A 26,532-nucleotide genomic window follows, 5' to 3' on the forward strand; every position below is an offset into this window, starting at 1 on the left:
CTTTATGAAAAAGCGACTTCTTTCTGTGGCAGCAGCATCTTTCTTCGGAATGGTACTGAATGCACAGCAAATTAAATTTGAAGAGTATGACCTGCCAAACGGCCTTCACGTAATTCTTCATCAGGACAATTCTGCACCGGTAGTCACTACTGGGGTAATGTACCATGTAGGTGCGAAGGATGAAGTAAAGGGAAGAACAGGTTTTGCCCATTTCTTTGAACATCTTTTATTTGAAGGAACACCCAACATCAAAAGAGGGGACTGGTTCAAGATCGTTTCTTCAAACGGAGGTCAAAATAATGCGAACACGACGAATGACCGAACGTATTATTATGAGACTTTCCCTTCCAACAACGAGCAGCTTGGTCTTTGGATGGAAGCTGAAAGAATGCGTCACGCTGTCATTAACCAGGTGGGAGTAGATACTCAGAGAGAGGTTGTAAAAGAGGAGAAAAGATTAAGAATGGACAACCAGCCTTATGGAAACCTTTTCCCTACCATTCAGAAGAATTTATTTACGAATCACCCGTACAATTGGCCTACAATTGGTTCTATGGAAGATCTTAACTCTGCAAAACTGGAAGAGTTCCAGGCATTCTATAAAAAATATTATGTTCCGAACAATGCTACATTGGTAGTTGCAGGAGACATCAAGCCTGAGCAGACTAAAAAATGGATTCAGGAATATTACGGAGGAATTCAGAAAGGAACGCTTTATCCAAAAGATTTTCCGAAAGACGCTCCTATCACTCAGGAAAAAGAGGTAACGGCTACAGATCCGAACATTCAGCTCCCTGCCTATATTTTTGCTTACAGAACTCCGGCTAATAAAGAAAAAGATGCCTATGTTCTTGATATGCTTTCATCTTATCTGAGCAATGGTAAGTCTTCAGTTTTATACAAAAAATTAGTTGACCAGGATAAAAAAGCGCTTGCTGTAGAGGCCTTCAATCAAGGACTTGAAGATTACAGTATTTTCGCATTCTTCGCAATCCCGATGGGGCAGACCACAAAGCAGACTTTACAGTCTGATATTGATGCAGAAATCAAAAAACTACAGACAGGCCTGATCTCCGAGGAAGATTATCAGAAGCTTCAGAACCAGTATGAGAATCAGTTCGTAAATGCCAACTCAAGTATTCAGGGAATTGCAGCTTCATTGGCAACCAATCATGTTCTGATGGGTAATACCAACCTGATCAATAAGGAAATCGACATTTACAGATCGATCACGAGACAGGATCTGCAGAATGCGGCTAAAAAGTATCTGAATTCTAATCAAAGAGTAATCATTAATTACGTTCCTGAAAAAAAGTAATCATTTAAAACTCAGGTTTGAAATATGATTATTAAAAATTAAATTTTTACAAATGAAAAAGCAATTAACATATATAGCTGCAGCGTTTTTATTCGCAGGAACGGTTTCAGCACAAAAAATTGACCTTAATGCAATGCCGAAACCGGGACCTACTCCTGCGATCAACATTGCAAAACCAAAAACTTTCCAGCTAAGCAATGGTCTTACGGTAATGGTTGTGGAAAACAATAAATTACCAAGAGTAAACACTACTCTTTCTATGGACAGACCGCCTTTCCTCGAAGGAAGCGTAACCGGAGTAAGCTCTATCATGGCTGAGCAGTTTGAAAACGGAACAACCAATCTGAGCAAAGAGGATTTTAATAAAAAAGTAGATTATCTGGGAGCTAACTTAAGCTTTTCTTCCAGCGGTGCTTTTGCCAACTCTCTTTCAAAATATTTCCCTGAGGTATTGGGTTTAATGGCCGATGCAATTATTAATCCTAAATTTTCTGCGGAAGAAATTCAAAATTCAAAAGAAAGAGCTGTAGAAGGATTAAAAGCTGAAGAGAAAAATGCTTCTTCTATCGCTTCTAAAGTTTCCAATGCATTAATGTATGGTAAAAATACAGCCAGAGGTGAATTTGAAACCGTGGAAACGATCAACAAGATCCAGTTAGCTGACGTACAAAACGTTTATAAAAAATATTACGCTCCTGACAATGCTTATTTAGTGATTGTAGGTGATGTAAAATTTGACAAGGTAAAATCACTGGTAGAAAAAGCTTTCAGCGGATGGAAAAAGGCCAACACACCGGCAACTGCACTGGAACCGGCTTCCAATCTTGCTAAAACAGAGATTAATGTAGTAGATGTTCCTTCGGCTGTACAGTCTGTGGTTTCGGTGAATAACCTGAACAATCTTAAAATGAAAGATCCGAATTATTTTGCTGCTACAATGGCCAATTATATCTTAGGCGGAGGCGGTGAAGCGAGACTTTTCATGAACCTTCGTGAAAAGAACGGATTCACTTATGGTGCTTATTCTAGTATGAATGCCGGTAAATATTCTTCTGATTTCTCTGCTGATGCCAGTGTAAGAAATGAGGTTACGGATAAAGCAGTTAAGGAATTTATGAATGAGCTTAATGCTATTTCTACCGTAAAACCTGAAGAACTGGAAAATGCCAAGGCTAAACTGAAAGGATCTTTCATCATGTCTCTGGAAAAGCCGGAAACAATTGCAAAATTTGCTTTAAACCAAAAGGTTCAGGATCTGCCTTCTGATTTCTACACCAATTATTTAAAGTCAATTGATAAAGTAACTGCTGCAGATATTTCTAATGCTGTAAAAGCTACTATTTTACCAAACCAAAGCAGGATTTTCATAGCCGGTAAGGCTTCTGATATTTCTGAAGGGCTTGAAAAACTGGGTTATCCTGTAAAATATTACGATAAAGAAGCCAATCCGGTAGCAAAGCCGACTGCACAAAAAGCTGATGCCAGTGTAAGTGTCGCTTCTATTGCTGATAAATACATCAATGCAATTGGAGGAAAAGCAAATCTCGCAAAGATCTCTTCCTACACAATGAACGCTTCGATGTCTATGCAGGGACAGAATATTGATTTTAAAATCATAAAAGCTCAGGGTGGAAAGGAACTGACATCAGTTACTGCTATGGGACAGGTTGTTCAGAAGCAGGTTTTTGATGGAAAACAGGGATATTCTGAGCAAATGGGACAGAAAGCCCCTATGAAACCTGAACAGATTGCTGAAAAACAGAAAAATACTGAGCTGTTTGAAGAATTGGGTTTCGCAAAATCTTCAGATTACAAAGTAACTGGAATTGAAAAAATCGGCGGTGAAGATTCCTACGCTGTAAAAGGGAACAATGTAACATATTACTATAGTGTAGCTACGGGATTGAAAACAGGAGAAACCAGAACTGCGAAAGCGCAGGGACAGGAAGTAACCATCCCTACCACTTTCTCTGATTACAAGGATGTAAATGGTGTGAAAATGCCATATACGATCTTAATAAATCAAATGGGCATGGACATGGTTATGAATGTAAAATCTTACGAAGTGAACCAGGCTAAAGATTCTGATTTTAAATAAAAAATAGTCTTTTTTATAGAAAAAACGGCAGCTGGCGCTGCCGTTTTTATTTTTAATAACATTTACCCTGATCTTCTTTGCCATTCGGTAAAAAAAGATTAAATTTGCCCATTCAAAAAGATATCAGAATTAATGGATACTATATTTACACTATTGATGGTTCTTGTTATGATTGCCAGCATCTTATTGGTAATCATCGTTATGGCTCAAAATCCTAAAGGAGGAGGCCTTTCCAGTACTTTCGGAGGTGCATCACCTGCACAGTTCGGAGTACAGAGAACCAATGATTTCATGGAAAAAGCAACATGGACTCTGGGCGCAGTAATCATCGTTCTTATCCTTATAAGCGTTGTGATCACAGGTAAGCCTACAACAGCAGCTCCTACACAGCAGCAGCCAGTGAAGAAAGAAACTACAGCTCCGGCTAAGCAGTCTGCTCCAGCAGCTACTACCACTACTCCGGCTCAGACACCTGTAGCTCCGGCAAAATAATAACAGATTTATCTTATATATAACAAAAGCAGTTCAATTTGAACTGCTTTTTTATTTTAACTTGATCTTCTCGATCTTGTGACGAAGCCTTAGTCCTGCTTTTAAGAATGAATACTGCATAGGCTTAGATTCTCTGTAATATTTATCAATAAAGATCTGCATAGCTCCATAAAACCGGTCAAGATACACCTCATCTTTAATAGTGCTCTCTCCTTTATGATGGAGAAGCGAAGCCTTTCCATAATAATAGTTTTTATAACCGTTTCTCAATAAGGTATAGCACAGATCAATGTCTTCCCCGTACATAAAATATGTTTCATCCAGCCCACCAATTTTTTCGTAGACCTCCTTTCTGATCAATAAAAAAGCTCCGGTAACCACATCTGCTTCTGCAACTGCAGTTTCATCAATATCACTTCTGTAATAGGATTTTGAATTGCTTCTTTTAAAGTTCGTAAACAGTTTTTCAAAAGAATTGAACATATCCGGTACTGAACGTTTACTTTCAGGCAGAAAGTTCCCCTCTGCATCATGCATTCTTACTCCAAGACACCCGAAATCCGGCTTAGAATCAGCAAAATCCAGAATATCTTTCATATAATATCCTTCCAGTTCGGTATCCGGATTTAAAAGAAGAACATATTCCCCGGCTGCTGTTTTTATCGCTTTGTTATTGGCAACAGCAAAACCTTCATTATACTCAGAAGATATAAAATGTACCTTGGGAAATTCCGGAATAAGATCTCCCCAGGACGTATCTGTTGATGCATTATCTATAACAATTACTTCATAATCCTCTCCTTCTGTATATTTCTGAACAGACAGAAGGCAATTTCTCAGCAGCCTGGTTACATTATAATTGACAATGATTATCGACAGCTTCATATTAGTCCTTTTCGTTGTATGGCAACCTGTTAATAATGGATCTTCCCAAAGATACTTCATCTGCATATTCCAGCTCGTCTCCTACTGAGATTCCTCTGGCAATGCTTGAAAAACTAACCTTAAAGTTTTTAAATTTTTTGTAAATATAATAGGCTGTCGTATCCCCTTCCATTGTGGCACTTAACGCAAAAATAAATTCTTTTACCCCGCCTTCATTCACTTTTCTTTCAATACTCGGTATATTCAGCTGATTGGGCCCAACGCCTTCCATCGGTGATATTTTCCCACCCAAGATTAGGTATTTTCCTGTAAACTTTCCTGTGTTTTCAATAGCAATTACGTCACGTACATCTTCAACAATACAGATCAGCTCGCTGTTTCTTTTCTCATTGCTGCAGATCTCACAAACGTCAAAATCTGAAAAATTATGGCATTCTTTGCAATACTTTATTTCGTTAACAAGGTTGATTAATGAGTTTCCAAGTCCTATTGCTCTGGAACTGGGTTGTTTTAACAGATGCAATGCCAATCTCAGCGCTGTTTTTCTCCCGATTCCGGGCAGCCCTGAAATTTCGTCTACGGCTTTTGCTAAAACTTTACTAGGGTAATCCATAACTACAAAAATAAGGAATATTGTTGAGAATTGGGTGTGTTTCAGAGTTAGAGAGTCGGAGAGTTTTTAGGGTTTTAACATGGTGGAATTATAAGTTTCAGGGGCTCTATTCCGGGATGCGGGTTTGAGCGTTGGAGGGGTTTAGAGTATGTAGGTATAAAAGGGTTGATGATTGTATTATTTAAGGTCCGTATTTAATAAACTAAAACCTGACATGTTCAGAAATATAAAATAAACAATATCTGGAGGTTGAGGCACCGAAGCCACCAATACTCATAATCTGATATCTGGCATCTTGATTCTTGACTCTTATATCGTGGTTCGCTCACTCACCATTCACTTGCAAAGCAAAATTCACCATTGGCATTTTCCAACCTGAATCTCAGCCTTACCCTAAAGTCTCATGTCTGAAATCTGGCATCTGATATCTAAAATCCTGGTTCTTGACTCTTGGTTCTTGGTTCTTAGTTCTAAAAAAACCTCTATCTTTGGGGTTCTAATATGAAAAAAATAAACTAATGGTACTTAAAAACCTAAATTATCCTCTGGATTTCAAATTTAAAATCTCCACTCTGGCAAGTGATTTCAATATTACTGACAGAAACGGGAACTATGTAGCGTATGTCCGTCAGAAAATGTTCAAGCTGAAGGAAGATGTTATTGTTTTCAATGACGAAAGCAAATCTAAAGAGCTTTTCAGGATCAAAGCCAATCAATGGATCGATTTCAATGCTTCTTATTCTTTAAATGACCTTACCGACAACAAAAATTACGGAAGACTGGCAAGAAAAGGCATGCGCTCTCTCTGGAAATCTACTTATGACATCCTGGATTCAAATGACCAACCCAAATTCACGGTTGCAGAGGATAATGCATGGACAAAATTCTTTGATGGAATGGTGAGTGAGATTCCAATTATAGGAATGTTCACAGGATATTTTCTTAACCCCGCTTATACCGTAAGAGGTATTGACGGAAAGGAATATTTTAAACTTAAAAAAATGCCTTCGTTCTTCGGAAGAAGATTCCAGCTTGACAGAATGATCGATATTGATGACGAAGACGAAAGTTTAGTGATCTTATCATTACTGATGATGGTTCTTCTGGAAAGAGCGAGAGGCTAAACATAAAAACCACAAACAATGAAATATCTAATCATTTTCTTTTCAGCATTTCTTTTGACCGCCTGTAAAAAAGATAAGGAAGTCATTAAGGATAGTGCCTCAACAGATTCTTTAAACCTTGTTAAAGATTCTGCAAAAACAGAAACGGCACCAGGAAAAGTTCTAGTAGACATTATCCCTTTTCCAAAAGAGATCAAAGAATGCTCATGCTATTTTGCAAGAAATAAGGCTGATTTTGAAGCAGAAAAATACATCTATGCTGATGATGCAGGAAAAACAGTCTACATGAAACTTGACGGTAAAAGATTGACAATGAATCTTATCTCGTCAAGCGATATGGAAGTTGACGAGGAGCTGACGAAAGAAATTGAAAGCGACAACTACAAGATTTCTGTAAAAGGAAAAAAAATAAAAAGCGAAGAAGCTTTATTATTCGAAGGTACCCTGACGATTGAAAAACCGGATGGTACTGTAGAAACATTACCTATTTACGGCGAATGCGGATGTTAAAAAACAAGAGAGGTAAAAACAAATTTACCTCTAGTCTCCACATAAAAAGTGCTTCCGGATTCACGGAAGCATTTTTTATTTTGTAATTTTGATAAAAATAAAATTTCATGGAATTATCTAATATAGAACCGCAAATTATCTGGAAAAATTTCTCCAAATTAAATGCAGTTCCAAGACCATCTAAAAAAGAAGAAAGAGTCATTGCTTTCATCAAAGAATTTGGTGAAAATTTAGGATTGGAAACTACGGTAGATGAAGTAGGAAATGTTATTATCAAAAAACCTGCAACTCCGGGCATGGAAAACCGTAAATCCGTCGTTCTTCAGTCACATCTGGATATGGTATGCCAGAAAAACAGTGATGTAAATTTTGATTTCGATACAGAAGGTATCAAAATGGAGGTTGATGGAGATTGGGTAAAGGCAAAAGGAACAACTTTAGGTGCTGATAACGGTTTAGGAGTAGCAACCATCATGTCTATTCTTGAAAGTTCAGATATTCCACATCCGGCTATGGAAGCTCTCTTCACCATTGATGAAGAGACGGGAATGACCGGTGCCTTAGGTTTAAAGCCTGGACAGTTGACTGGAGAAATCCTGTTAAACCTTGATACCGAAGAAGATGATGAGATCGATATCGGTTGTGCAGGGGGTGTAGATGTAACCATTACACAAAATTACAACACAGAAGCAGCAAAAGGACAGATTATAAGAATTGAAGTAAAAGGCCTGCAGGGAGGTCATTCAGGAATGGATATTCATAAAGGTTTCGGTAATTCCAATATTATTCTGGGAAGACTTCTTTACAGTGGCTTAACTAACCAGAATATTCAGTTGGTAACGGTTGACGGCGGCGGCTTGAGAAATGCTATTCCAAGAGAAGCTACGGCACTTATTTCCGTGAGAAATGCTCAGGAATTTATTGAAACGGCTACAGCTCTTAAAAAAGAAATTTTAGAAGAATTTGCTACAGTAGAACCTGGTATCCATATCAATATTGAAAATTCTACGACTTCTGACAAAGCTGTTTCCGAAGAAGATTCCAGGAAGATTATCCTTGCTTTAAAATCTCTTCACAACGGGGTTTACAGAATGAGCCCGGACGTAAAAGATCTTGTGGAAGCATCCAACAATGTAGCCAGAGTGGAATTAAAAGGCGGTGAGCTTAAAATCTTAAACTTAACCAGATCATCTGTGGATTCATCTAAATATTCGGTAGCAGAACAGTTAAAATCTGTAGCAGAATTAGCAGGAATGAACGTTGAATTCAGTGGTTCTTATCCTGGATGGAAGCCAAAACCGGGTTCTGAGATCGTACAGCTGATGGAAAAAATCTACACAGAAAAATTTGGCGAAAAGCCTCATGTGGTAGCTTGTCACGCAGGACTGGAATGCGGAATCATCGGGGCCAATTATCCTGAAATGGAAATGGTAAGCTTTGGACCTACGATCAGAGGAGCCCATTCTCCGGACGAGAAAGCTAATATTCCTTCTGCTCAGAAATTCTGGAGTTTCACTAAAGATATTTTAGCGAATATTCCTTTAAAATAAGAAAATAAAATTACTATATTGAATATCCAAAGTCATATGATTTTGGATATTTTTTAATTTAAACCATTAAGTTTTTTTTAAGTCGCTAAGATCATTAAGAATTTACAGATATTAGGCTTAAAAATATCTTTAATATTTTACTTAACTTTCCTTAATAACTTCATTGGCCTTAATGGTTTAAAAATCATTTAACAAGATTTACAATAATGAAAAGTATAACAGTATTCTGCGGTTCAAGTTTCGGCACAGATGATATTTTTAAAGAACAGGCTTTCCTTCTGGGACAAACATTGGCAAAACAAGACATTCAACTGATTTACGGCGGTGCAGATGTTGGTTTGATGGGAGCCGTTGCGGATGGAGCTTTAAATGAAAAGGGGAAAGTCGTTGGAGTTCTTCCCCACTTCCTGCAATCCAAAGAAATTGCCCATAAAAAACTTACCGAACTCATCCTCGTAGAAACCATGCACGAAAGAAAAACAAAGATGAATGACCTCTGCGACGGCGTGATCGTTCTTCCCGGCGGCTATGGAACACTGGAAGAGTTTTTTGAAATGATCACCTGGGCACAGCTGGGACTTCATAAGAAACCAATTGGGATTTTGAATATTGATGGATTTTATGACGATCTGATAAAACTGGTTCAGACGATGGTGGATAAAGGATTTTTAAAGTTGGTGAATCGTGATATGCTTTTGATAAGTGAAAATATTGATGAGCTTTTAGAAAAGATGAAAAATTATCAGGCTCCTACTGTGGGGAAATGGATTTCGAAGGATGAAGTTTAAAATAATAATCGATAAATAATGATTAAACTTACACTGATACTACTCTCTTCATTCTTTTTAAATAGTTTTTGTAAGGCACAAAAACCAAGATACATCTTCAAAGAATATACAAATGATTTGAATAATGATAAGATTTCTGACAATATAGAAATTGAAACAGTTAAATGTAAAAATAATTATATTGGAGATGATGATTATATGAAATGTAGAATTGTAAGCATCGACTTGTTACAAAAAGATGGAACATCTTCATTTTCTACATCAAACTATAATATTGTACCCTGTTCAAACTGTAATGAAGATCTTACAGATCCTTTCAAGGATTTAAAAATTAGAAAAAATAGTTTTTCTTTTATCCACGAGTACAAACATGTTCCTGAAGGAACCAAAATGACAGAAGTAATTACTTTTAAGTACAATAAACTTTCAAATAATTTTATCCTTCACAAAAAAGTTAGAATATTTGAATCTTATAAAAACGGAGAGATTGAAAGTAATACAAAAGTTGAAACTGTTAAAGATTTTGGAATAATTTATTTTTCTGATTACAGATAATAATTCTTTGACATAAACAAAACCTCCCGAAGAAAATCTTCAGGAGGTTTTAATATTAAATTTAATATTTTCTAAGGATAAGGAGCAATCTCCACTTCAAGACCTTCCATTTCATCCATCATATGTAACTGGCATCCCAGTCTGCTGTTGTCTTTTACGTGGTAAGCTTCCGCCAGCATCGCATCTTCTTCATCGCCCATCGGCTCAAGGCCCGGATCGTTAATCACATATACCTGGCATGAGGCACACATCGCCATTCCTCCGCATACCCCGATGGTTCCTTCTTCCGCCAGTTCATAAGAGCGGATGATCTCCATCAGGTTCATAGACATATCTGTAGGCGCTACAACATCATGGGTTACCCCTTCCCGATCGGTGATCTTTATATTAATATCTGACATAATAGTGCAAAATTAGTCAATTTTTTTCACAACTGCCTTTTCTGCTTCCTTACGGCTGCCGTCAAATCCGTCTACACCACTTACTGTTGTATATTTAAGGACAAATTTCTTACCCGGATTCAGTCTGTTGTAAACACTCTGACACATTAAAGTAGCTTCATGGAAACCACAAAGGATCAGCTTCAGTTTTCCCGGATAGGTATTGATATCTCCGATCGCATAGATTCCGTCGATATTCGTCTGATAATCAAGCGCATTGTTTACAACGATCGCATTTTTCTCAATATTTAGTCCCCAATTTCCGATCTCTCCCAATTTTGGAGTCAGTCCGAATAGAGGAATGAAATAATCTGTTTCAATATCGAAAGCTTCCTGGCCTTCAATTTCTACCGTGATCGCTTCAACTTTTCCGTCCCCTTTGATACCAGTAACTTCAGCAGGCGTAATTAATTTAATTTTACCCTGGTTCTTAAGATCCTGAACTTTCTCTACGGAATCCAAAGCTCCTCTGAACTCATTTCTTCTGTGGATCAAAGTCACTTCACTTGCTACATTGGAAAGGAAAACGCTCCAGTCAAGAGCAGAATCTCCACCTCCGGCAATCACTACTCTTTTGTTTCTGAAATGCTCAGGCTCTTTAACAAAATATTCAAGACCTTTTTCCTCATAGTCAGCTACATTTTCAAAAGTAGGCTTTCTGGGCTCAAAAGTTCCCAACCCACCGGCAATGGCAATAGCTTTACATCTGTGCACCGTTCCTTTGTTGGTGATCACTTCAAACCATTCATCATCCACTTTTGTATAAGAAACCGCAGTTTCTCCCAAAGTGAATCCCGGCTGGAACTGCTTGATCTGTTCCATTAAATTATCTACCAATTCTCCAGCATTCACTGAAGGATATCCCGGAATATCGAAAATAGGTTTTTTCGGATAAAGCTCTGCTAGCTGTCCTCCTGGCTGCGGAAGTGCATCAATAATATGGCACTTCATTTTTAATAAACCTGCTTCAAAAACAGCAAAAAGCCCGGTAGGTCCGGCTCCTATGATCAATATATCAGTGGTTATCATAATAAGATAATTTAATTATACATGTAACTGCAAATTTACTAATTTTAATGCGAAGCATATTTAATTGATTCTAAATAAAAACCTGAGATTTATCAAATCTCTGTAAATAGTTAAGGATCTTAAATTTGGCAATGTTTTTGTTAAATTTCATACCATGAAGAAAATTTTAAATCTTTTTGCACTATTTATGTTCCTGTTGAGCTATGCTCAGATCGACAATATCTCTGACGGTGAGTCTATTACATTCAGAATACACTATGGAATCCTGAATGCCGGAACTGCCAATCTTACTGCCAAAAAGACAAATTATATGGGTGTTCCCCATCTGTACGTAAAAGGTACAGGAAAAACTACAGGCGCTGTAAAAGCCTTTTTTAAAGTAGAAGATTTATATGAAAGCTTCATTAATATAGAAACCGGGCTGCCAAGCTTTTATGTAAGAAATGTACGTGAAGGTAGCTACCGCCAGCATTTTGAAACCGTTTTCAACCATACTAATAATACGCTGATCTTAACAGATAAAAAGACTCCTGCCAATGGTTCAAAGGTGATTAAATCTGTAAAAGGCGTTCAGGATATGCTTTCATGCTTCTACTACCTGAGAAGCAAAAGTACCAGTGAATTAAAGGTCGGAACAGTGATCAACATGAATGTATGGATCGATGATGAAATGTTTCCATTTCAGCTGAAAGTGACAGGAACTGAGGATCTGAAAACCAAATTCGGAACCATTAACTGTCTTAAAATTATCCCGTCTGTAAAAAGTGGAAGGGTTTTCAAAGAAAAAGAAGGCGTTACAATGTGGGTTACCAATGACGCCAATCATATTCCAATGCTTCTGCAGGCCGAACTGGCCGTAGGTTCACTGAAAGCAAGTATTGATGATCTTAAAAATGTGAAATACCCTTTAAAATATAAATAAAAGATATTCAGCCTTTTGAATTATAAAAAAAGCCTGCAAAATATTTTTGCAGGCTTTTTTATGGTTTAATGTAATACATTTTAATTTCCAGCTGTCTTACTAATAACAGCAAACTAAAGACTAATAAAGATAACGCTTCGACTTCGTTCAGCTGAGGGAATTTCAGAGAAGAAAAAATTAATATAAAATTAATAAACCTCTATTAAAACGGTCACGTTGTGATTTTTCAATATAATCTCGTTTTTAATTACGTTTTGTTTCTTAGGTCAGTAATTAAAAACAAAAACCTCCGGAGATTCCGGAGGTTTAATTTTTTATAGTGATTTAAATTGTTCTAAAGTTCTGATATCATTTTCGAAGAACATTCTGATGTCGCTCATCTGGTAAAGAAGCATTGTAATTCTTTCAATCCCCATTCCGAAAGCATATCCTGAATATTTCTCAGAGTCGATATTTACATTTTTAAGAACCGCAGGGTCTACCATTCCGCATCCCATAATCTCCAGCCAACCTGTTCCTTTGGTAATTCTGTAATCAGTTTCAGAGTTTAATCCCCAGTATACATCAATTTCAGCACTAGGCTCTGTAAACGGGAAATAAGACGGTCTCATTCTGATTTTGGATTTACCGAAAAGCTCAGTGGTAAAAAACTGGATTGTCTGCTTAAGATCGGCAAAACTTACATTCTCGTCAATATACAATCCTTCAATCTGATGGAAAATACAGTGTGAGCGTGAAGAAATAGCCTCATTTCTGAATACTCTTCCCGGAGAAAGAATTCTGATCGGCGGCTGGTTTTCTTCCATATAACGGATCTGTACGGAAGAGGTATGCGTTCTTAAAAGGATATCCGGATTCTGCTCGATGAAGAAAGTATCCTGCATATCTCTTGCCGGATGGTATTCGGGAAGGTTAAGCGCTGTAAAGTTGTGCCAGTCGTCCTCTATTTCAGGACCATCGGCTACTGCGAAACCTATAGATTTGAAGATTTCAATAATTCTGTTTTTCACCAGATTGATCGGGTGTCTTGACCCAAGATCCAATGGAAAAGCTGGCCTTGTAAGATCTTCTTTTTCTGTGACAATAGCAGACTGGGAAGCATCTTTAAGATCTTCCAGTTTTCCTGCAACAGCTTGTTTTAAAGAATTAATCTTCTGTCCGAATTCTTTTTTCTGGTCGTTTGGAACTTCTTTAAATTTTTCAAAAAAATCATTCAGAACACCTTTTTTACCATTATATTTAATTCGGAAGTTTTCAATTTCCTCTTTAGATGTAGCATTGAAGCTGTTTACTTCGGTAAGTAGTTCTTCTATCTTTTCTATCATTGTTTTACCCTTTCAAAATGTTTTGCAAAAATACGTTTTTTAAGTTTAATAATGAATCTGTGATAAAAAAATCTGCCCCTTTACGGGAGGCAGACTTCAATCACTTATTTCACTTAAATAAAAAAATTATTTCTTTTCTAAAGCTTTAACGTTGATCTGAAGAGTTACCTCATCCTTGATCACCCCGTTTTCAGCAGGAGCCTGGAACTTTACGCCAAACTCTTCTCTTTTAATATCTTTTGGCTCAGTAGCCACACTTACTTCTCCGTCTTTTACAGAAACGTTGGCCTTAAACTGAACCGGTTTTGAAATACCTTTAATGGTTAAATTCCCATCCAAAAGTGTATTATAATCTCCTTCCGTAGCCGGTGTTACTTTGGTAATTTCAAAGGAAGCTGTTGGGAATTTTTCCACTTCAAAGAAATCACCGCTTTTAAGATGACCGTTCAGTTTTCCTAACTGGTCAGCATCGTCTTTAAGGTCTACAGATGTTAGAGAGCCCATATCTGCCACAAATTTCCCGCTTTCAAGCTTTCCGTCTTTTATGGTAACATCACCGCTTTCAAACTTGATCGTTCCGAAATGACTTGTACTTTCAGACTTGAAAACTTTATATCCTTTCCACTCCACTTTACTGTTCAATGTGTCCACCGTATACTGATTCCCGTCTTTTGTAGTTGTCACTTCATTGCCTTCGCTGGTAACCGGTTTGTCTTTTTTACAAGAAACCACCACAGCTGCAACAAATAAAGCAGGAATAGCTAGTGTAAACAGTTTTTTTTTCATTTTTGATATATTTTTATTGCTTCCGCTAATATAATAAAAAATTTTATTTTTTCATAAAAACCTTACATTTGTATTATGCTTTTAGAAATAAACAATTTATATTTTTCCCACACCAAAGATAGTCCCCTGTTTCAGAACCTTAATCTGGGTTTTGAGGAAGGCAGAATCATTGCACTGGCAGGAGAAAGCGGCTGTGGAAAGTCTACATTGCTTAACCTTATTTACGGATTGCTGGACTGGGAAAGTGGCGAGATTATTTTTAATGGAAAACGGCTTTTGGGTCCCAAGGGAAATCTTGTTCCCGGGGAAGCTGAAATGAAGCTGGTAGCCCAGAATTTTGACCTGATGCCTTATGCCACTGTTGCTGAAAATGTGGGGAAATTTATTTCTAATATCAATTTAGCTCAAAAAAAAGAAACGGTGATGGAACTTCTGGAAGTGGTAGGACTCCAGGAATTCGCCCATGTGCTTCCTAAATATTTAAGCGGAGGCCAGCAACAGAGGGTTGCCATAGCCAGAGCACTTTCTGTGTTGCCGAAACTGCTTATTTTAGATGAACCTTTCAGTAACCTGGATTTCCCCAGAAAAATAGAGCTTCGTGAAAGGCTGTTCAGGTATGTGAAACAACATCAGATCTCTTTAATTATTTCTACCCACGAACTTCAGGATATTATGCCTTGGCTCGACCAGATCGTCATTCTGAAGGATGGAAGACTGATCCAGAACGACAGCCCGGAAGAAACCTACAAGCAGCCTTATAATTCTTATGTCGCCAAACTTTTTGGTGAAGTGAACATATTCAGTGAGGAAGAAAAAGCAGAGTTCCAGCTTCCTAAGTTTTCATATTATCCTAAAGAAATAAAAATCTCTGACAATGGAAATGAAGCCGAACTCCTGGAAAGCAGGTTTGCAGGAAACCATTACTGGAATAAGATCAAGGTTCAAAATAAAGAACTTATTGTTTATACAGACGAGAAGATAGAGGAAAATATCAGGATTTCTTTTGTTTAAATAACAGAAAGATTATTATTAGTATTGAACTAATTTTCTATATATACAATTCACAAACTTATCTGCCAATCTTCCATAACTTATACATTTCCTTACAGTTATTGTTAATATGTGGATAAAAAAAAAATACAAATCTAAGAAGCAGTTTGAAACTTTTTCTTACATTTGTATTTCCACAGCATAAGGAAATTTTTGGTTAATTCTCTTTCTGCCCTGAGACGGACATTAGCACTTCCCTGCAATTAAGTCTTTGAAAGATTACACTGTCCAATCTTTTCCTTTTTTTATTTTTTTCAAATAAACGTTATGCTTTCTTCACAAACTCTGATTTCAAAGCCATAGATCCGAAACCGTCAATTTTACAGTCAATATTATGATCGCTGTCCGGTCTTAGACGGATATTTTTAACTTTTGTTCCAGCTTTTACCGGTTTTGGTGCTCCTTTTACGGGAAGATCCTTGATTACTACGACAGAATCTCCATCCTGAAGCTCATTCCCGTTTGAATCCAGTATTTTTCCTTCGTTAGAACTTTCAGCAGTCGTTTCTTCAGGATTCCATTCGTAAAAACACTGCGAACAGGTCATCATATTATTTTCACTCGGATAGGTAAATTCGGAGCCGCATTTCGGACAAAGTACAGTATCACTCATATTTTTTATTTTTTGCAAAGGTAGAATTTTTTGTAGAATGTATTCATGATCAAGATAAGTAAAGGCCAGAAATCAAGATTTTAGATGTCAGACATTAAAAACTGGTGACCTCGAAACCCCACAAGATACTTGCCATTCATTTAATATTTCTTGATCATATGGAATCCTATGATCCAAAAACTCAAACCTGGATCTCATCCCTAGGGATTTCGAACTCTCAAACCCCGAAACTTCACAACCCTCAAGCTCTCCCACTCTAAAACTTGAATTCTGCAACTCTCAACTATAATTCGTACTTTTGCAGATTCAAACAGCGAAGCAATTTTATGGAACTTATTCACAGAAACCTAGCGATCGGAATTCACGATGCTTTACAGGAAACATTTTTCGAGAAAAATAAATATGCCGATAAGGTAATCGAAAGACTTTTAAAAGCCCACAGAAAATGGGGAAGTCAGGACAGAGCCGTTGTTTCTGAGATCTTCTATAATATTATCCGCTGGAAAAAACGTCTTGAATATTATATGGGGGAAGGTGTAAAACCAACCAATATTTATAAACTGATGATTGCGTATCTGCTTTGGAGCAAGACCAATTATAAAAAGTTTGAAGAATTTGACGGAATTAAAATCGCAGATATCCTTACCAAGCTTAAAAAGAACACCGTTCCTACAAAAGCTATCGAGCATTCTATTCCTGAATGGCTGGCTGAAACTTTGGAAAAAGAATTAGGACCGGGCTGGGAAAAAGAAATGCACGCTTTGAACGAGCAGGCTCCGACCGTATTAAGAGCAAACAGCCTTAAAACAACTCCAAAAGAACTTATTTCTGATCTTTCAGATGAAGGTGTAGTGGCTTACACGGTAAAAAACTATCCGGATGCTGTACAGCTTGAGGAAAAGAAGAATGTTTTCCTTACAACAGCCTTTAAAGAAGGCCTATTTGAGGTTCAGGATGCTTCTTCACAGAAAATCGGGTATTTCCTGGATGTAAAAGAAGGGCAAAGAGTTGTGGATGCTTGTGCGGGTGCGGGGGGAAAAACCCTTCACTTAGCTGCATTGATGGGGAATAAAGGGCAGATCGTAGCTTTGGATATTTTCGAATGGAAGCTGGCTGAACTGAAACGCCGTGCAAAAAGAGCGGGAGCACACAATATCGAAACCCGCATGATCTCTGACAACAAAGTGATCAAGCGTCTTCATGATAAAGTGGACCGACTTCTGATCGACGCTCCATGCTCTGGACTTGGTGTTTTAAAAAGAAATCCGGACAGTAAATGGAAAATTGACCAGGATTTTATTGACAGAATTAAAAAAGAGCAACAACAGATTCTTCAGGATTACTCCAAAATGCTTAAAGTAGGCGGGAAAATGGTATATGCTACCTGTTCTATTCTACCTTCTGAAAATAATTTACAGGTAGAAGAATTCTTGAAAACCAACTCAGGTTATAAGTTAATTAAAGATGACAAAGTAATGCCTAGCCATGGTTATGATGGATTCTATATGGCACTGATCGAAAGAGTTTCTTAGTCTTTGACTCATCTATAAAATATACAGCTGCTCTATCCGGAGCAGCTTTTTTATTGAAAATTGCAGTCAAATATATATTTTTTCTCCATATTGGAAAGCGGTTTGTAACATCTGCATCATTAATCCCTACTTATAATATGTAACTAATATGTAACTGTTTCAAAAATCCGAAAATTGAAAATTAACTTTACGGAAACCCAGACTTATAAAAGAATTCTATTCAGCTTCTCAGCTTTATTCTTATGTTGGCTTTCATATGCACAGACTTATGAGATCCAATATACCAGTTCTTATAATGGGAAAATTCTTACCGAACAGTCCCCTACTCTTGTTTGGGCGGATGGAAAAGGTAATTTTATTCTGAATAATAAGATAAGGGAACAGAAAAGTGATTACCCATTTGAGATCACCAAGATCGAGAAACCTTCCAATACAGTTGTTTCTTATGCTTTCCTGAAACCGGGAGAAATTATTTCTTCTTCAGATGCCGAATCTATAGGAAAACAAACATTTGAATTAACCAATGAAACGAAAAAGATTTTGGGTTATACCTGTAAAAAAGCAGTAACGAAGATCAATTCCAATACGATCGAGGTTTGGTATACCAATGATTTAAAAATTAATGGTGGACCGTCTGTTGTAGGACAGAATTTGGGATTTGTACTGGAAATCGAAAGAAATAAAAATTCGCAGGTCACTGCCAGCTCCATTAAAAAAGTAAAAAAAACAGATATTGATCATATTTTAAAAGGCTCAATACAGTCAACCGATCTGCTGGGTTACAAGGATCTTTTCTGGAAAAGTCGTTTTACCATATTGAAAGTTTTTGATAATGAAACCATCAATTTTTCAGATCAATCTAAACCGGATGAACAGGTAAAAAGATTTGCCAACGGAACCATCATCCTAAAAAAAATAAAATTCCCTACGATTAAAGAAGGTGAAAATATTTTTATCGAAGTGAAACAGCAATCTAACGGAGATGCTTACGACAGAACAGGAACCGTATTTTTTATTCCACAGGATAAAGAAACCTCATTTTTTGACGGACTGGAAAAAGGGGCTAAAACACTTCCTGTTTATGATAACGGAAACGGGAAGCAGTATTACGGAGTAGCAACAACCAAAAATTACAGTCCTGTCATAGAGATGATGAGATTCTTTACAGCCTTCGGGATTCAGAAATTCAATCATATTCAACTGAAAGGAAAAGACTGGCAGACCGTAAGCCCGTACCGACAGGATATCACAGAACTGAAGCCTTCTCTTTCTGAAAAGGAACTCTGGGTGGGTACTTTTATCGGTAATTATGATAAAGGCGGTCATAAAATAAGTCTTGAGATCACTATTCATAAAAGTGACCAGAACATTTATAGGAACAATGTGGCGATTCCTCTTTTTAATACTTTAAATATCATGGAGATGGCAGGTCAGGATTACTCAACGATGTTCGACAGGGATAAAGGACTTTTGGTAGAATTTACATTAGAAAAAGATTTAAAGAATGCTCAGCTGAGATACATCACTACCGGACACGGGGGCTGGGAAAACGGTGATGAATTTGTTCCCAAAACTAATTCTATATTCCTAGATGGAAAAATGATGTTTTCTTTTGTACCCTGGAGATCAGACTGTGGTTCTTACAGGCTTTATAACCCTGCATCAGGTAATTTTCCGGACGGGCTTTCCTCGTCGGACCTCAGCAGGTCCAACTGGTGTCCCGGAACAGTCACCAATCCTAACTTCATTCCTCTTGGAGATATGAAAGCAGGCAAGCATACAATACAGATAAAGATCCCTCAGGGAGCAACGGAGGGTACAAGTTTCAGCTCATGGAATGTTTCAGGAGTTTTGCTTGGATCCCAATAAAAACAAAACCTTCTTGCAAAGAGAATTGCAAGAAGGTAAAAACACAAATGATGAAAAAAAATTATTTCGAGCCACAAAGTAAGGGCTAAAATTCATATAATAAATTACCATATATTATTAATTATTTCATTTTAATTTTGTATAGAAGATAATAACTCTATTTTTCCTAACGAAAAAAATCAATTAAATACGTGATAAATAGATTAAAAACTTAATATTTTTCTTTAAATCAAATTATTAAGTTAAAAATATTAACTTTTAATTATTTTTTGTTGTTATTTTTAAACATCAAAACTAATTTTGCTTCAAATAAGAAACAATATGTGTGGAATTGTATGTTTGTTCGATGCCAAACAAAAAACCGAAATATTAAGACCTCAGGTTTTAGAAATGTCAAAAAAAATCCGTCACCGCGGACCGGACTGGAGCGGTGTATTTCAGGATGAAAAAGTAGTATTTTCTCATGAAAGGCTTGCCATCGTAGATCCTACTTCAGGAAAACAGCCCTTATTCACCAAGGACGAAAAAGTAGTACTTGCAGTGAACGGAGAGATCTATAACCATAGAGAATTAAAAGAAGAGTTTCCGGATTTCGAATTTCAGACTCAATCGGACTGTGAAGTGATCCTTGCCCTCTACAGAAAATATGGAAAAGACTTTATTGAAAAACTCAACGGAATTTTTGCATTCGCCCTTTATGATATAGAAAAAGGGATCTATCTGATCGCCCGTGACCATATGGGCATCTGCCCTCTTTACCAGGGATGGGATAAAAACGGAAACTATTATGTCGCTTCTGAATTAAAAGCGTTGGAAGGCATATGCAAAACCATCGAGACATTTCTTCCCGGGCATTTTGTATACAGCCCGGATGGAACAGAGCTTCAGCAATGGTACAAAAGAGACTGGGAGAGCTTTGACAGCGTAAAAGACAACAAAACCGATATTTCAAAAATAAGAAAAGGCCTTGAAGATGCCGTTCACAGACAGCTGATGAGTGACGTTCCTTATGGGGTTCTCCTTTCCGGAGGTCTGGATTCATCTGTTATTTCAGCAGTTACAGCAAAATTTGCAAGACAGCGAGTTGAGAGTGGTGACACTCAGGAAGCATGGTACCCGAGGCTTCACAGTTTTGCAGTAGGCTTAACAGGCTCTCCAGACCTGGCTGCAGCAAGAAAAGCTGCAGACCACATCGGATCCGTTCACCATGAAGTTAATTTCACTGTTCAGGAAGGATTGGATGCAGTACGTGATGTCATTTATCATCTGGAAACTTATGATGTGACGACTATCAGAGCTTCCACTCCGATGTATCTTCTGGCCAGAGTGATCAAATCCATGGGGATCAAAATGGTCCTGTCCGGAGAAGGTTCAGATGAGCTGTTTGGAGGATATCTGTATTTCCACAAAGCACCGAGCGCGAAAGAATTCCACGATGAGACAGTAAGAAAACTAGGCAAGCTTCATTTATATGACTGTTTAAGAGCCAACAAAGCCCTAATGAGCTGGGGAATTGAAGGCCGAGTTCCTTTCCTGGATAAAGAATTTATGGACATTGCCATGGCTGTCAACCCAAAAGACAAAATGATCAGTGTTGAAGAAGGAAAAATCGAAAAATGGGTGTTACGAAAAGCTTTTGAAGATGTTCTTCCAGAATCTATTATCTGGAGACAGAAAGAACAATTTTCAGACGGCGTGGGCTATTCATGGATAGACACATTAAAAGAGGTTGCCGAGAAAGAGGTTACTGACGAGATGATGGCCAATGCAAGATTCAGATTCCCGTTGAACACTCCTCAAAACAAAGAGGAATACCGTTACAGAACCATCTTTGAAGAACATTTCCCAAGTGAAACGGCAGCAGCAACGGTTCCATCGGTTCCTTCAGTGGCCTGCTCCACTCCTATTGCTTTAGAATGGGATGAAGCTTTCAAAAAAATGAATGACCCAAGCGGAAGAGCGGTGAAAGTACATGAGACAAGTTATAAATGATGAATTCGGGATGCATGATTCGGGTTTGAGAGCCTGAGCGTTTTTAGTGTTGCCTCTTAATTCAACAATTATTCCTAAAATCTACAACCTCCCGTCTAACATCTAAATCTCTAATTCCTGATCCCTAATATCTAACTTCTAATTTCAAAATTTTATCAATCCTGTAGAAATACAGGATTTTCTTTTGAATAACGTTAATAATATCAATATAATTTAACTGACAATCAAAAATAATATCTAAGAAATAATTATATTTGGACAACGAAAATATCAATTATAAAAAAATGAGAAGAAATCTTACTGTTTTATTTGCCTTACTATCCATCAGTTTTGCTTTTGGACAGGGAAAATATGGCAAATACTTAAATTCAAAGAAGCTTGCTTTGTCTTATAAAAGCGTGAAAGATGTAGATAAGGATGACTATTATCAGCAGTTTTATTGGCTGGTAAAGGCAGAACAGCTTAAAACGTATCCTCACCTTAAAGATGTAAAACCTGTTGTTTTGTATGAGTTTGTAAAAAAAGTAAATCCTCAGAATCCTACCAAAAAACTGGATGACAGAGGAAAAGAGCTCAGAGCCACTGCAGAATTATCTTTGAATCAATATTTTAAGAACAAAAAATTTGAGAACAACTCAGTTTTAATGTACAACCTTGAAACTTATGTTGACCCGTCTAAAGGACAGTTCTATACCAAGGTAGATCCCGAAAAAATCAAAGAGCTGGTTCCAAAAGAGCTTTTTGCTTTCAACTCTTTAAACAGAAACTTAGGCGAAGAAAAAACATATTACCTGTGGATTGATAAGAAAAAAGATGATTTCAATATTGTAGATATCATCCCTGACGAAAAAGAGAACAAAGCTTTCTATGCAAGATTAAAACAATATCTTCCGAGCTATAAATTTTCCAAATACGTTCCATCGGTTAAAAAAGGAAACAAATCAGACAAAACAGATGTTGACTACTACTACATTATGCCGTTTGAACAGAACACCGATAATATTGAGTATAAAACAAAAGATTTCAAAACTTACATCTTGAGCCAATACAGAAAAGCCGGCGATGAATGGAAAGGAGTAGAAAAACCTAGAAAATAAATTAAAAAGTCCTGTGAAAATTCACAGGACTTTTTTAATTTTATATCAAATTCTTTATCTAAGGATCAGACTGATTAAAAACAAAAACTGATTCAATAAAAACAAATCTGGAACTCATCAGGTTTCCAGTCTATACCGAATGACAGAAACAAACCCGCAGCCAAACTCCGTAAAAAAAATACTTCCACTCATTCTGGCCACTGCTATTTTCATGCAGATGCTGGATTCCACGATCCTGAACACCTCCCTGCCCTCCATCGCAAAGGACCTTAACGAGTCTCCGCTCAATATGCAGAATGCAATCATCAGCTATGTTCTGACCCTGGCAGTTTTTATGCCTGCAAGCGGTTTTCTGGCAGACAGGTTCGGAACCAAAAAAGTATTTATTTTTTCTCTGGTCCTTTTCAGCTTAGGTTCCCTGTTCTGTTCCATGTCGCAAAATCTTACCCATCTGGTTATTTCAAGAGTAATCCAGGGAGTCGGAGGCAGCCTGATGACACCAGTGGGAAAACTGGCGCTGATCAAGACTTTCGATAAAAACGAATTGCTTAAAGCAATGAACTTCGCCATCATCCCTGCACTGATAGGCCCTGTACTTGGTCCGCTGGTCGGAGGCTATATGGTAGATTATCTTTCATGGCACTGGATCTTCCTGATCAATATTCCCATCGGAGTATTAGGAATTATTTTAGGCTTAAAATACATGCCGAATTACAAATCCGCGGATGTTGATTTCGATCTAAAAGGATTTTTAATTTTTGCTGCTGCATCATTATTGTTATCTATTTCACTGGAATTGTTCGGAGATATGCAGAATATCAGTCCGGTACTTTTTGTCTTTATTCTGGGCTTTTTATTCCTCTACTATTATTACAGACATGCAAGAAGAGGCGGAAACCCTATTTTTCCTCTGGATCTGTTCCAGGTAAGAACATTCAGGGTAGGAATTGTCGGAAACCTGGCTACCCGCTTAGGGATCAGCTCCGTTCCGCTTCTGCTCCCGCTGATGATACAGATTGCCTACAAACAGTCGGCAGTAACTTCCGGATGGATCATTGCTCCAATGGCGCTTACCGCTATATTCGGGAAATCATCCGTTATTAAAATTTTAGATAGATATGGTTACCGGCAGACTTTGATGGTGAATACATTCATTATCGGAACCCTGATCTGCCTTCTTGCCATTCCCAATATCCATACATCATTGTATTGGTTTGTCCCAATTATTGCCATACTAGGATTTTTCAACTCCATTCAGTTCACTTCGATGAATACAATCTCTATTGCAGACCTTAGAAACTTCCAGACCAGCAGCGGCAATTCACTGATATCAGTCAATCAGCAGCTGGCTATTGGCTTCGGGATCGCTTTCGGATTGATTGTTTTAAAATTATTTGAGAATTCTGATCTGATTGAGGGCGAAATGCACAATGCTTTCCGATACACCTTCCTTACCATAGGTATATTGACCATCATATCAGGCTTTGTTTTCAGAAGGCTTCACATTTCGGATGGAAAGAATATGAAATCTAAGGAAGACTAATAAGTTTCTCCCAACTTTTTACTTTTACGAACTTAACACAGATCAATGCAGCTGAATCTTTGCTACCGTACTTTTGTTATATAAATTCACAATATTATGACAACGAAAAAAGTAGAAATCGTAGTATCCCCAAAACCTGCACACTTTGTAGGCGACGGTTTTAGGGTTCATAATTTTATACCGGGGGTGCAGGGATTGGACATGAAAAGAATGGACCCTTTCATTATGCTTGATTACAATTCAAAATTCCATTTTAACGGTTCTGAAAGACCCAGAGGTGTAGGAGTTCATCCGCACAGAGGCTTTGAGACCGTGACCATAGCATACCAAGGTAAAGTAGAACATCATGACAGTGCCGGCGGAGGCGGAATCATAGGTGAAGGCGATGTACAGTGGATGACTGCAGCAAAAGGAGTTCTCCACAAAGAATATCACGAAACAGAATGGTCCAAAAAAGGCGGTATTTTTCAGATGGTGCAGCTATGGGTTAACCTTCCCGCCAAAGATAAAATGAGCACCCCAAAATACCAGGCTATAGAAAATTCAGCCATGGAACGTGTTGATCTGGGCGAAAATGGTTTTATCGAGCTCATTGCAGGAGAATATACTGGACATATAGGTCCGGCGAAAACTTTCACCCCTTTGAATATGATGAATGCCAAGTTAAAAACCGGTGGAAAAGCTGAATTCAGTTTTCCTGCTCATTTCAATACAGCAGCATTGGTCATTGAAGGAAGCATTACTGTAAACGGAGAAGAAAAAGTAGCGGCAGACCACTTTGTTTTATTTAAAAATGAAGGCGAAACATTCAGCATCGAAGCTCAGGAAGACGCAGTAATACTAATCATCAGCGGAGAGCCTATTAATGAACCGATTTATCCTCACGGGCCTTTTGTGATGAATTCGAGGGAAGAAATCATGCAGGCTTTCGAAGATTTCAACACCGGAAAGTTCGGCTTTCTGGAAGACTAGAGAATTAAAATTATCTTAATCTTAGATTCTTCCTTTTTTATTAACTTTATATACTTGTGTTTGGTGAAATGTAAAGACGCACAGTTCAAACTATTTTGTGTCTTTACAATTCCGCCAACCGACTTACAATACAAAATTTATGAAACCAGAATTTGAAAATATTCCTCTTGTAAAAGCGGGAAAAAGATTTGAAATAGAAATCAACGGACATTTTGCATTTATTGATTACCGTGAAATGGGCCACCAGATTGCTTTAGTACACACGGAGACAGACCCTGAACTTGCCGGAACCGGTGCAGCTACTGCTGTGGTAGAAAAAACATTAGCCTATATTGAAGAAAACCAAAAAAAGCTTCTTCCGTTCTGTCCATATGTCTTTGCTTATATCAAAAAGCATCCGGAGTGGAAACGTATTGTTGATGAAAGATTTGAAGGTTACGACAAACTGTAAGCATACATCTAAATATCTATTCATTAACTTAAACAGAATTCAAAAAACATTTACTTTATTATGTCAAATATCGGACTTATCATAGAAGAAAAAGCAGCAGATATAGGAAATTTCCTGGTGGGAAGACTTCTTCCTTTTCGTGAAAAAAGAGCAGTTGGACCGTTTGTTTTCATCGACCATATGGGACCTTCAGAGCTGAAGGATTACCAGAATCTTGATGTTCCACCTCATCCACATATTGGGTTATCAACTTTAACTTACCTTTTGGAAGGATCTATTTTTCATAGAGATAGCATCGGAAGTACGGTTGAGATAAAGCCTGGAGCTGTGAACTGGATGACCGCCGGAAAAGGAGTTGTACATTCAGAGAGAACCCCTGAATATCTTAGACACAGCGATAAAAGACTTCACGGATTCCAGATCTGGGTAGGCCTTCCAAAGCATCTGGAACAGTCGGAACCTACCTTCCATCATATTGAAGCAGATGAAATTCCGGTATGGGAAGAAGACGGAATTCAGTATAAACTGATTGCAGGTGAAGCATTTGGAAGAAAATCTGCAGTTCCTGTTCACAGTAAACTGTTTTTTATCGAGATCAAAACAAAAGAAGCGAAGAAAATAAGCATCGGAAAGGATCTTTATGGTGAAGCTGCCATGTATGTCCTGGACGGAACGGTTTCCACAGAAGGCAATTCTTACGGTTCCAAGCAATTGATGATCGCTAAAGACACCAAACTTTGTGAGTTTGAGATGAGTGAGAACGGCACAGTATATCTTTTCGGTGGAGAACCTTTTGATGAGGAGCGTTTTATATTCTGGAATTTTGTGAATTCGGATAAGGAAATGATCGATCAGGCAAAAGTCAACTGGAATGATCAGAACCATGACGCATTTCCCTTGGTTCCTGGTGATGAAACAGAATATGTTCCGCTTCCTAAGGCCATTTTAAACAGAAAATAACGGTTATTACAGATTAAT

General features: G+C 37.6%; 25 protein-coding genes. 18 read left to right on the forward strand and 7 right to left on the reverse strand.

The window, feature by feature from the left end; all coding sequences use genetic code 11:
- The first annotated feature begins 4 nt into the window (after positions 1-4).
- The 3 genes from V6R96_RS17130 (at position 5) to secG (ending at position 3,908) form a co-directional block, all read left to right on the forward strand.
- Complete coding sequence (locus tag V6R96_RS17130; RefSeq protein ID WP_111955694.1) at positions 5-1,318, forward strand: pitrilysin family protein; 1,314 nt, start codon at positions 5-7, stop codon at positions 1,316-1,318.
- A 52-nt stretch (positions 1,319-1,370) separates the two neighbouring features.
- Positions 1,371-3,416 carry a pitrilysin family protein gene (locus V6R96_RS17135; RefSeq protein WP_336379696.1) on the forward strand — a complete coding sequence of 682 codons (2,046 nt, stop codon included), beginning with the start codon at positions 1,371-1,373 and terminating at the stop codon, positions 3,414-3,416.
- Between the two features lie 132 nt (positions 3,417-3,548).
- Entirely contained in the window at positions 3,549-3,908 is a 360-nt protein-coding gene (gene secG / locus V6R96_RS17140) for a preprotein translocase subunit SecG (RefSeq protein ID WP_111955690.1), read from the forward strand.
- Between the two features lie 51 nt (positions 3,909-3,959).
- Here the strand turns inward: secG and V6R96_RS17145 are convergent, their stop codons facing one another.
- Positions 3,960-4,793: a glycosyltransferase family 2 protein gene (locus V6R96_RS17145; RefSeq protein WP_336379697.1), complete on the reverse strand. Its 834-nt coding sequence runs from the start codon at positions 4,791-4,793 to the stop codon at positions 3,960-3,962.
- Between the two features lies 1 nt (position 4,794).
- Positions 4,795-5,406, reverse strand: a complete 612-nt coding sequence (gene recR, locus V6R96_RS17150; RefSeq protein WP_111955686.1) for a recombination mediator RecR — start codon at positions 5,404-5,406, stop codon at positions 4,795-4,797.
- Positions 5,407-5,924: 518 nt separating this feature from the next.
- Here recR and V6R96_RS17155 point away from each other — a divergent pair.
- The 5 genes from V6R96_RS17155 to V6R96_RS17175 all read left to right on the forward strand — a co-directional run bounded on the left by V6R96_RS17155 (position 5,925) and on the right by V6R96_RS17175 (position 9,933).
- Positions 5,925-6,530, forward strand: coding sequence for a hypothetical protein (locus tag V6R96_RS17155; RefSeq protein WP_111955684.1), 606 nt, complete (start codon positions 5,925-5,927; stop codon positions 6,528-6,530).
- 18 nt (positions 6,531-6,548) lie between these two features.
- Positions 6,549-7,040 (forward strand): hypothetical protein, encoded by a 492-nt coding sequence (locus V6R96_RS17160; protein ID WP_336379698.1) that lies wholly within the window; start codon positions 6,549-6,551, stop codon positions 7,038-7,040.
- A gap of 107 nt (positions 7,041-7,147) precedes the next feature.
- A complete protein-coding gene (locus tag V6R96_RS17165) occupies positions 7,148-8,590 on the forward strand; it encodes an aminoacyl-histidine dipeptidase (protein ID WP_336379699.1) in 1,443 nt (480 codons plus the stop codon).
- Between the two features lie 206 nt (positions 8,591-8,796).
- Entirely contained in the window at positions 8,797-9,378 is a 582-nt protein-coding gene (locus tag V6R96_RS17170) for a TIGR00730 family Rossman fold protein (RefSeq protein WP_336379700.1), read from the forward strand.
- A gap of 18 nt (positions 9,379-9,396) precedes the next feature.
- A complete protein-coding gene (locus V6R96_RS17175) occupies positions 9,397-9,933 on the forward strand; it encodes a hypothetical protein (protein ID WP_223558460.1) in 537 nt (178 codons plus the stop codon).
- A gap of 71 nt (positions 9,934-10,004) precedes the next feature.
- Here V6R96_RS17175 and V6R96_RS17180 read toward each other — a convergent pair whose 3' ends face one another.
- Together V6R96_RS17180 and V6R96_RS17185 are read right to left on the reverse strand one after the other, a co-directional pair.
- Positions 10,005-10,334 (reverse strand): 2Fe-2S iron-sulfur cluster-binding protein, encoded by a 330-nt coding sequence (locus tag V6R96_RS17180; protein WP_080778227.1) that lies wholly within the window; start codon positions 10,332-10,334, stop codon positions 10,005-10,007.
- Positions 10,335-10,346: 12 nt separating this feature from the next.
- The gene (locus V6R96_RS17185; protein ID WP_111955672.1) at positions 10,347-11,402 is read right to left on the reverse strand and encodes an NAD(P)/FAD-dependent oxidoreductase; all 1,056 of its coding nucleotides are present in this window, start codon (positions 11,400-11,402) and stop codon (positions 10,347-10,349) included.
- A gap of 154 nt (positions 11,403-11,556) precedes the next feature.
- Here V6R96_RS17185 and V6R96_RS17190 point away from each other — a divergent pair, with 154 nt between their 5' ends.
- Complete coding sequence (locus tag V6R96_RS17190; protein WP_111955670.1) at positions 11,557-12,324, forward strand: DUF3108 domain-containing protein; 768 nt, start codon at positions 11,557-11,559, stop codon at positions 12,322-12,324.
- Between the two features lie 314 nt (positions 12,325-12,638).
- Here the strand turns inward: V6R96_RS17190 and pheS are convergent, their stop codons facing one another.
- A complete protein-coding gene (pheS, locus tag V6R96_RS17195) occupies positions 12,639-13,649 on the reverse strand; it encodes a phenylalanine--tRNA ligase subunit alpha (RefSeq protein ID WP_111955668.1) in 1,011 nt (336 codons plus the stop codon).
- Between the two features lie 126 nt (positions 13,650-13,775).
- Entirely contained in the window at positions 13,776-14,435 is a 660-nt protein-coding gene (locus tag V6R96_RS17200) for a YceI family protein (protein ID WP_336379701.1), read from the reverse strand.
- A gap of 75 nt (positions 14,436-14,510) precedes the next feature.
- On the opposite strand from V6R96_RS17200, the gene V6R96_RS17205 reads away from it, so the two are divergent.
- Positions 14,511-15,446 carry an ABC transporter ATP-binding protein gene (locus V6R96_RS17205; RefSeq protein WP_336379702.1) on the forward strand — a complete coding sequence of 312 codons (936 nt, stop codon included), beginning with the start codon at positions 14,511-14,513 and terminating at the stop codon, positions 15,444-15,446.
- 304 nt (positions 15,447-15,750) lie between these two features.
- Here the strand turns inward: V6R96_RS17205 and V6R96_RS17210 are convergent, their stop codons facing one another.
- Entirely contained in the window at positions 15,751-16,098 is a 348-nt protein-coding gene (locus V6R96_RS17210) for a zinc ribbon domain-containing protein YjdM (protein ID WP_111955662.1), read from the reverse strand.
- A 326-nt stretch (positions 16,099-16,424) separates the two neighbouring features.
- Here V6R96_RS17210 and V6R96_RS17215 point away from each other — a divergent pair, with 326 nt between their 5' ends.
- From V6R96_RS17215 to V6R96_RS17250, 8 genes are all read left to right on the forward strand, one after another.
- Complete coding sequence (locus V6R96_RS17215) at positions 16,425-17,630, forward strand: RsmB/NOP family class I SAM-dependent RNA methyltransferase (protein WP_111955660.1); 1,206 nt, start codon at positions 16,425-16,427, stop codon at positions 17,628-17,630.
- Between the two features lie 174 nt (positions 17,631-17,804).
- Positions 17,805-19,499 carry a GLPGLI family protein gene (locus V6R96_RS17220; protein ID WP_336379703.1) on the forward strand — a complete coding sequence of 565 codons (1,695 nt, stop codon included), beginning with the start codon at positions 17,805-17,807 and terminating at the stop codon, positions 19,497-19,499.
- A 321-nt stretch (positions 19,500-19,820) separates the two neighbouring features.
- Positions 19,821-21,491, forward strand: coding sequence for an asparagine synthase B (asnB, locus tag V6R96_RS17225; RefSeq protein WP_336379704.1), 1,671 nt, complete (start codon positions 19,821-19,823; stop codon positions 21,489-21,491).
- Between the two features lie 284 nt (positions 21,492-21,775).
- Positions 21,776-22,588: a hypothetical protein gene (locus V6R96_RS17230; RefSeq protein ID WP_111959286.1), complete on the forward strand. Its 813-nt coding sequence runs from the start codon at positions 21,776-21,778 to the stop codon at positions 22,586-22,588.
- Between the two features lie 139 nt (positions 22,589-22,727).
- Positions 22,728-24,131, forward strand: coding sequence for an MFS transporter (locus V6R96_RS17235; protein ID WP_336379705.1), 1,404 nt, complete (start codon positions 22,728-22,730; stop codon positions 24,129-24,131).
- A 96-nt stretch (positions 24,132-24,227) separates the two neighbouring features.
- Positions 24,228-25,103 carry a pirin family protein gene (locus V6R96_RS17240; protein WP_111959281.1) on the forward strand — a complete coding sequence of 292 codons (876 nt, stop codon included), beginning with the start codon at positions 24,228-24,230 and terminating at the stop codon, positions 25,101-25,103.
- Between the two features lie 139 nt (positions 25,104-25,242).
- Positions 25,243-25,554, forward strand: a complete 312-nt coding sequence (locus V6R96_RS17245) for a GNAT family N-acetyltransferase (protein WP_111959278.1) — start codon at positions 25,243-25,245, stop codon at positions 25,552-25,554.
- Between the two features lie 60 nt (positions 25,555-25,614).
- On the forward strand, positions 25,615-26,514 hold the full coding sequence (locus V6R96_RS17250) for a pirin family protein (protein ID WP_336379706.1): 900 nt from the start codon (positions 25,615-25,617) through the stop codon (positions 26,512-26,514).
- Positions 26,515-26,532: the final 18 nt, after the last annotated feature.

Origin of the sequence: Chryseobacterium sp. CCNWLW53 (assembly GCF_037083525.1) — a bacterium.
Lineage (GTDB): Bacteria > Bacteroidota > Bacteroidia > Flavobacteriales > Weeksellaceae > Chryseobacterium > Chryseobacterium lathyri.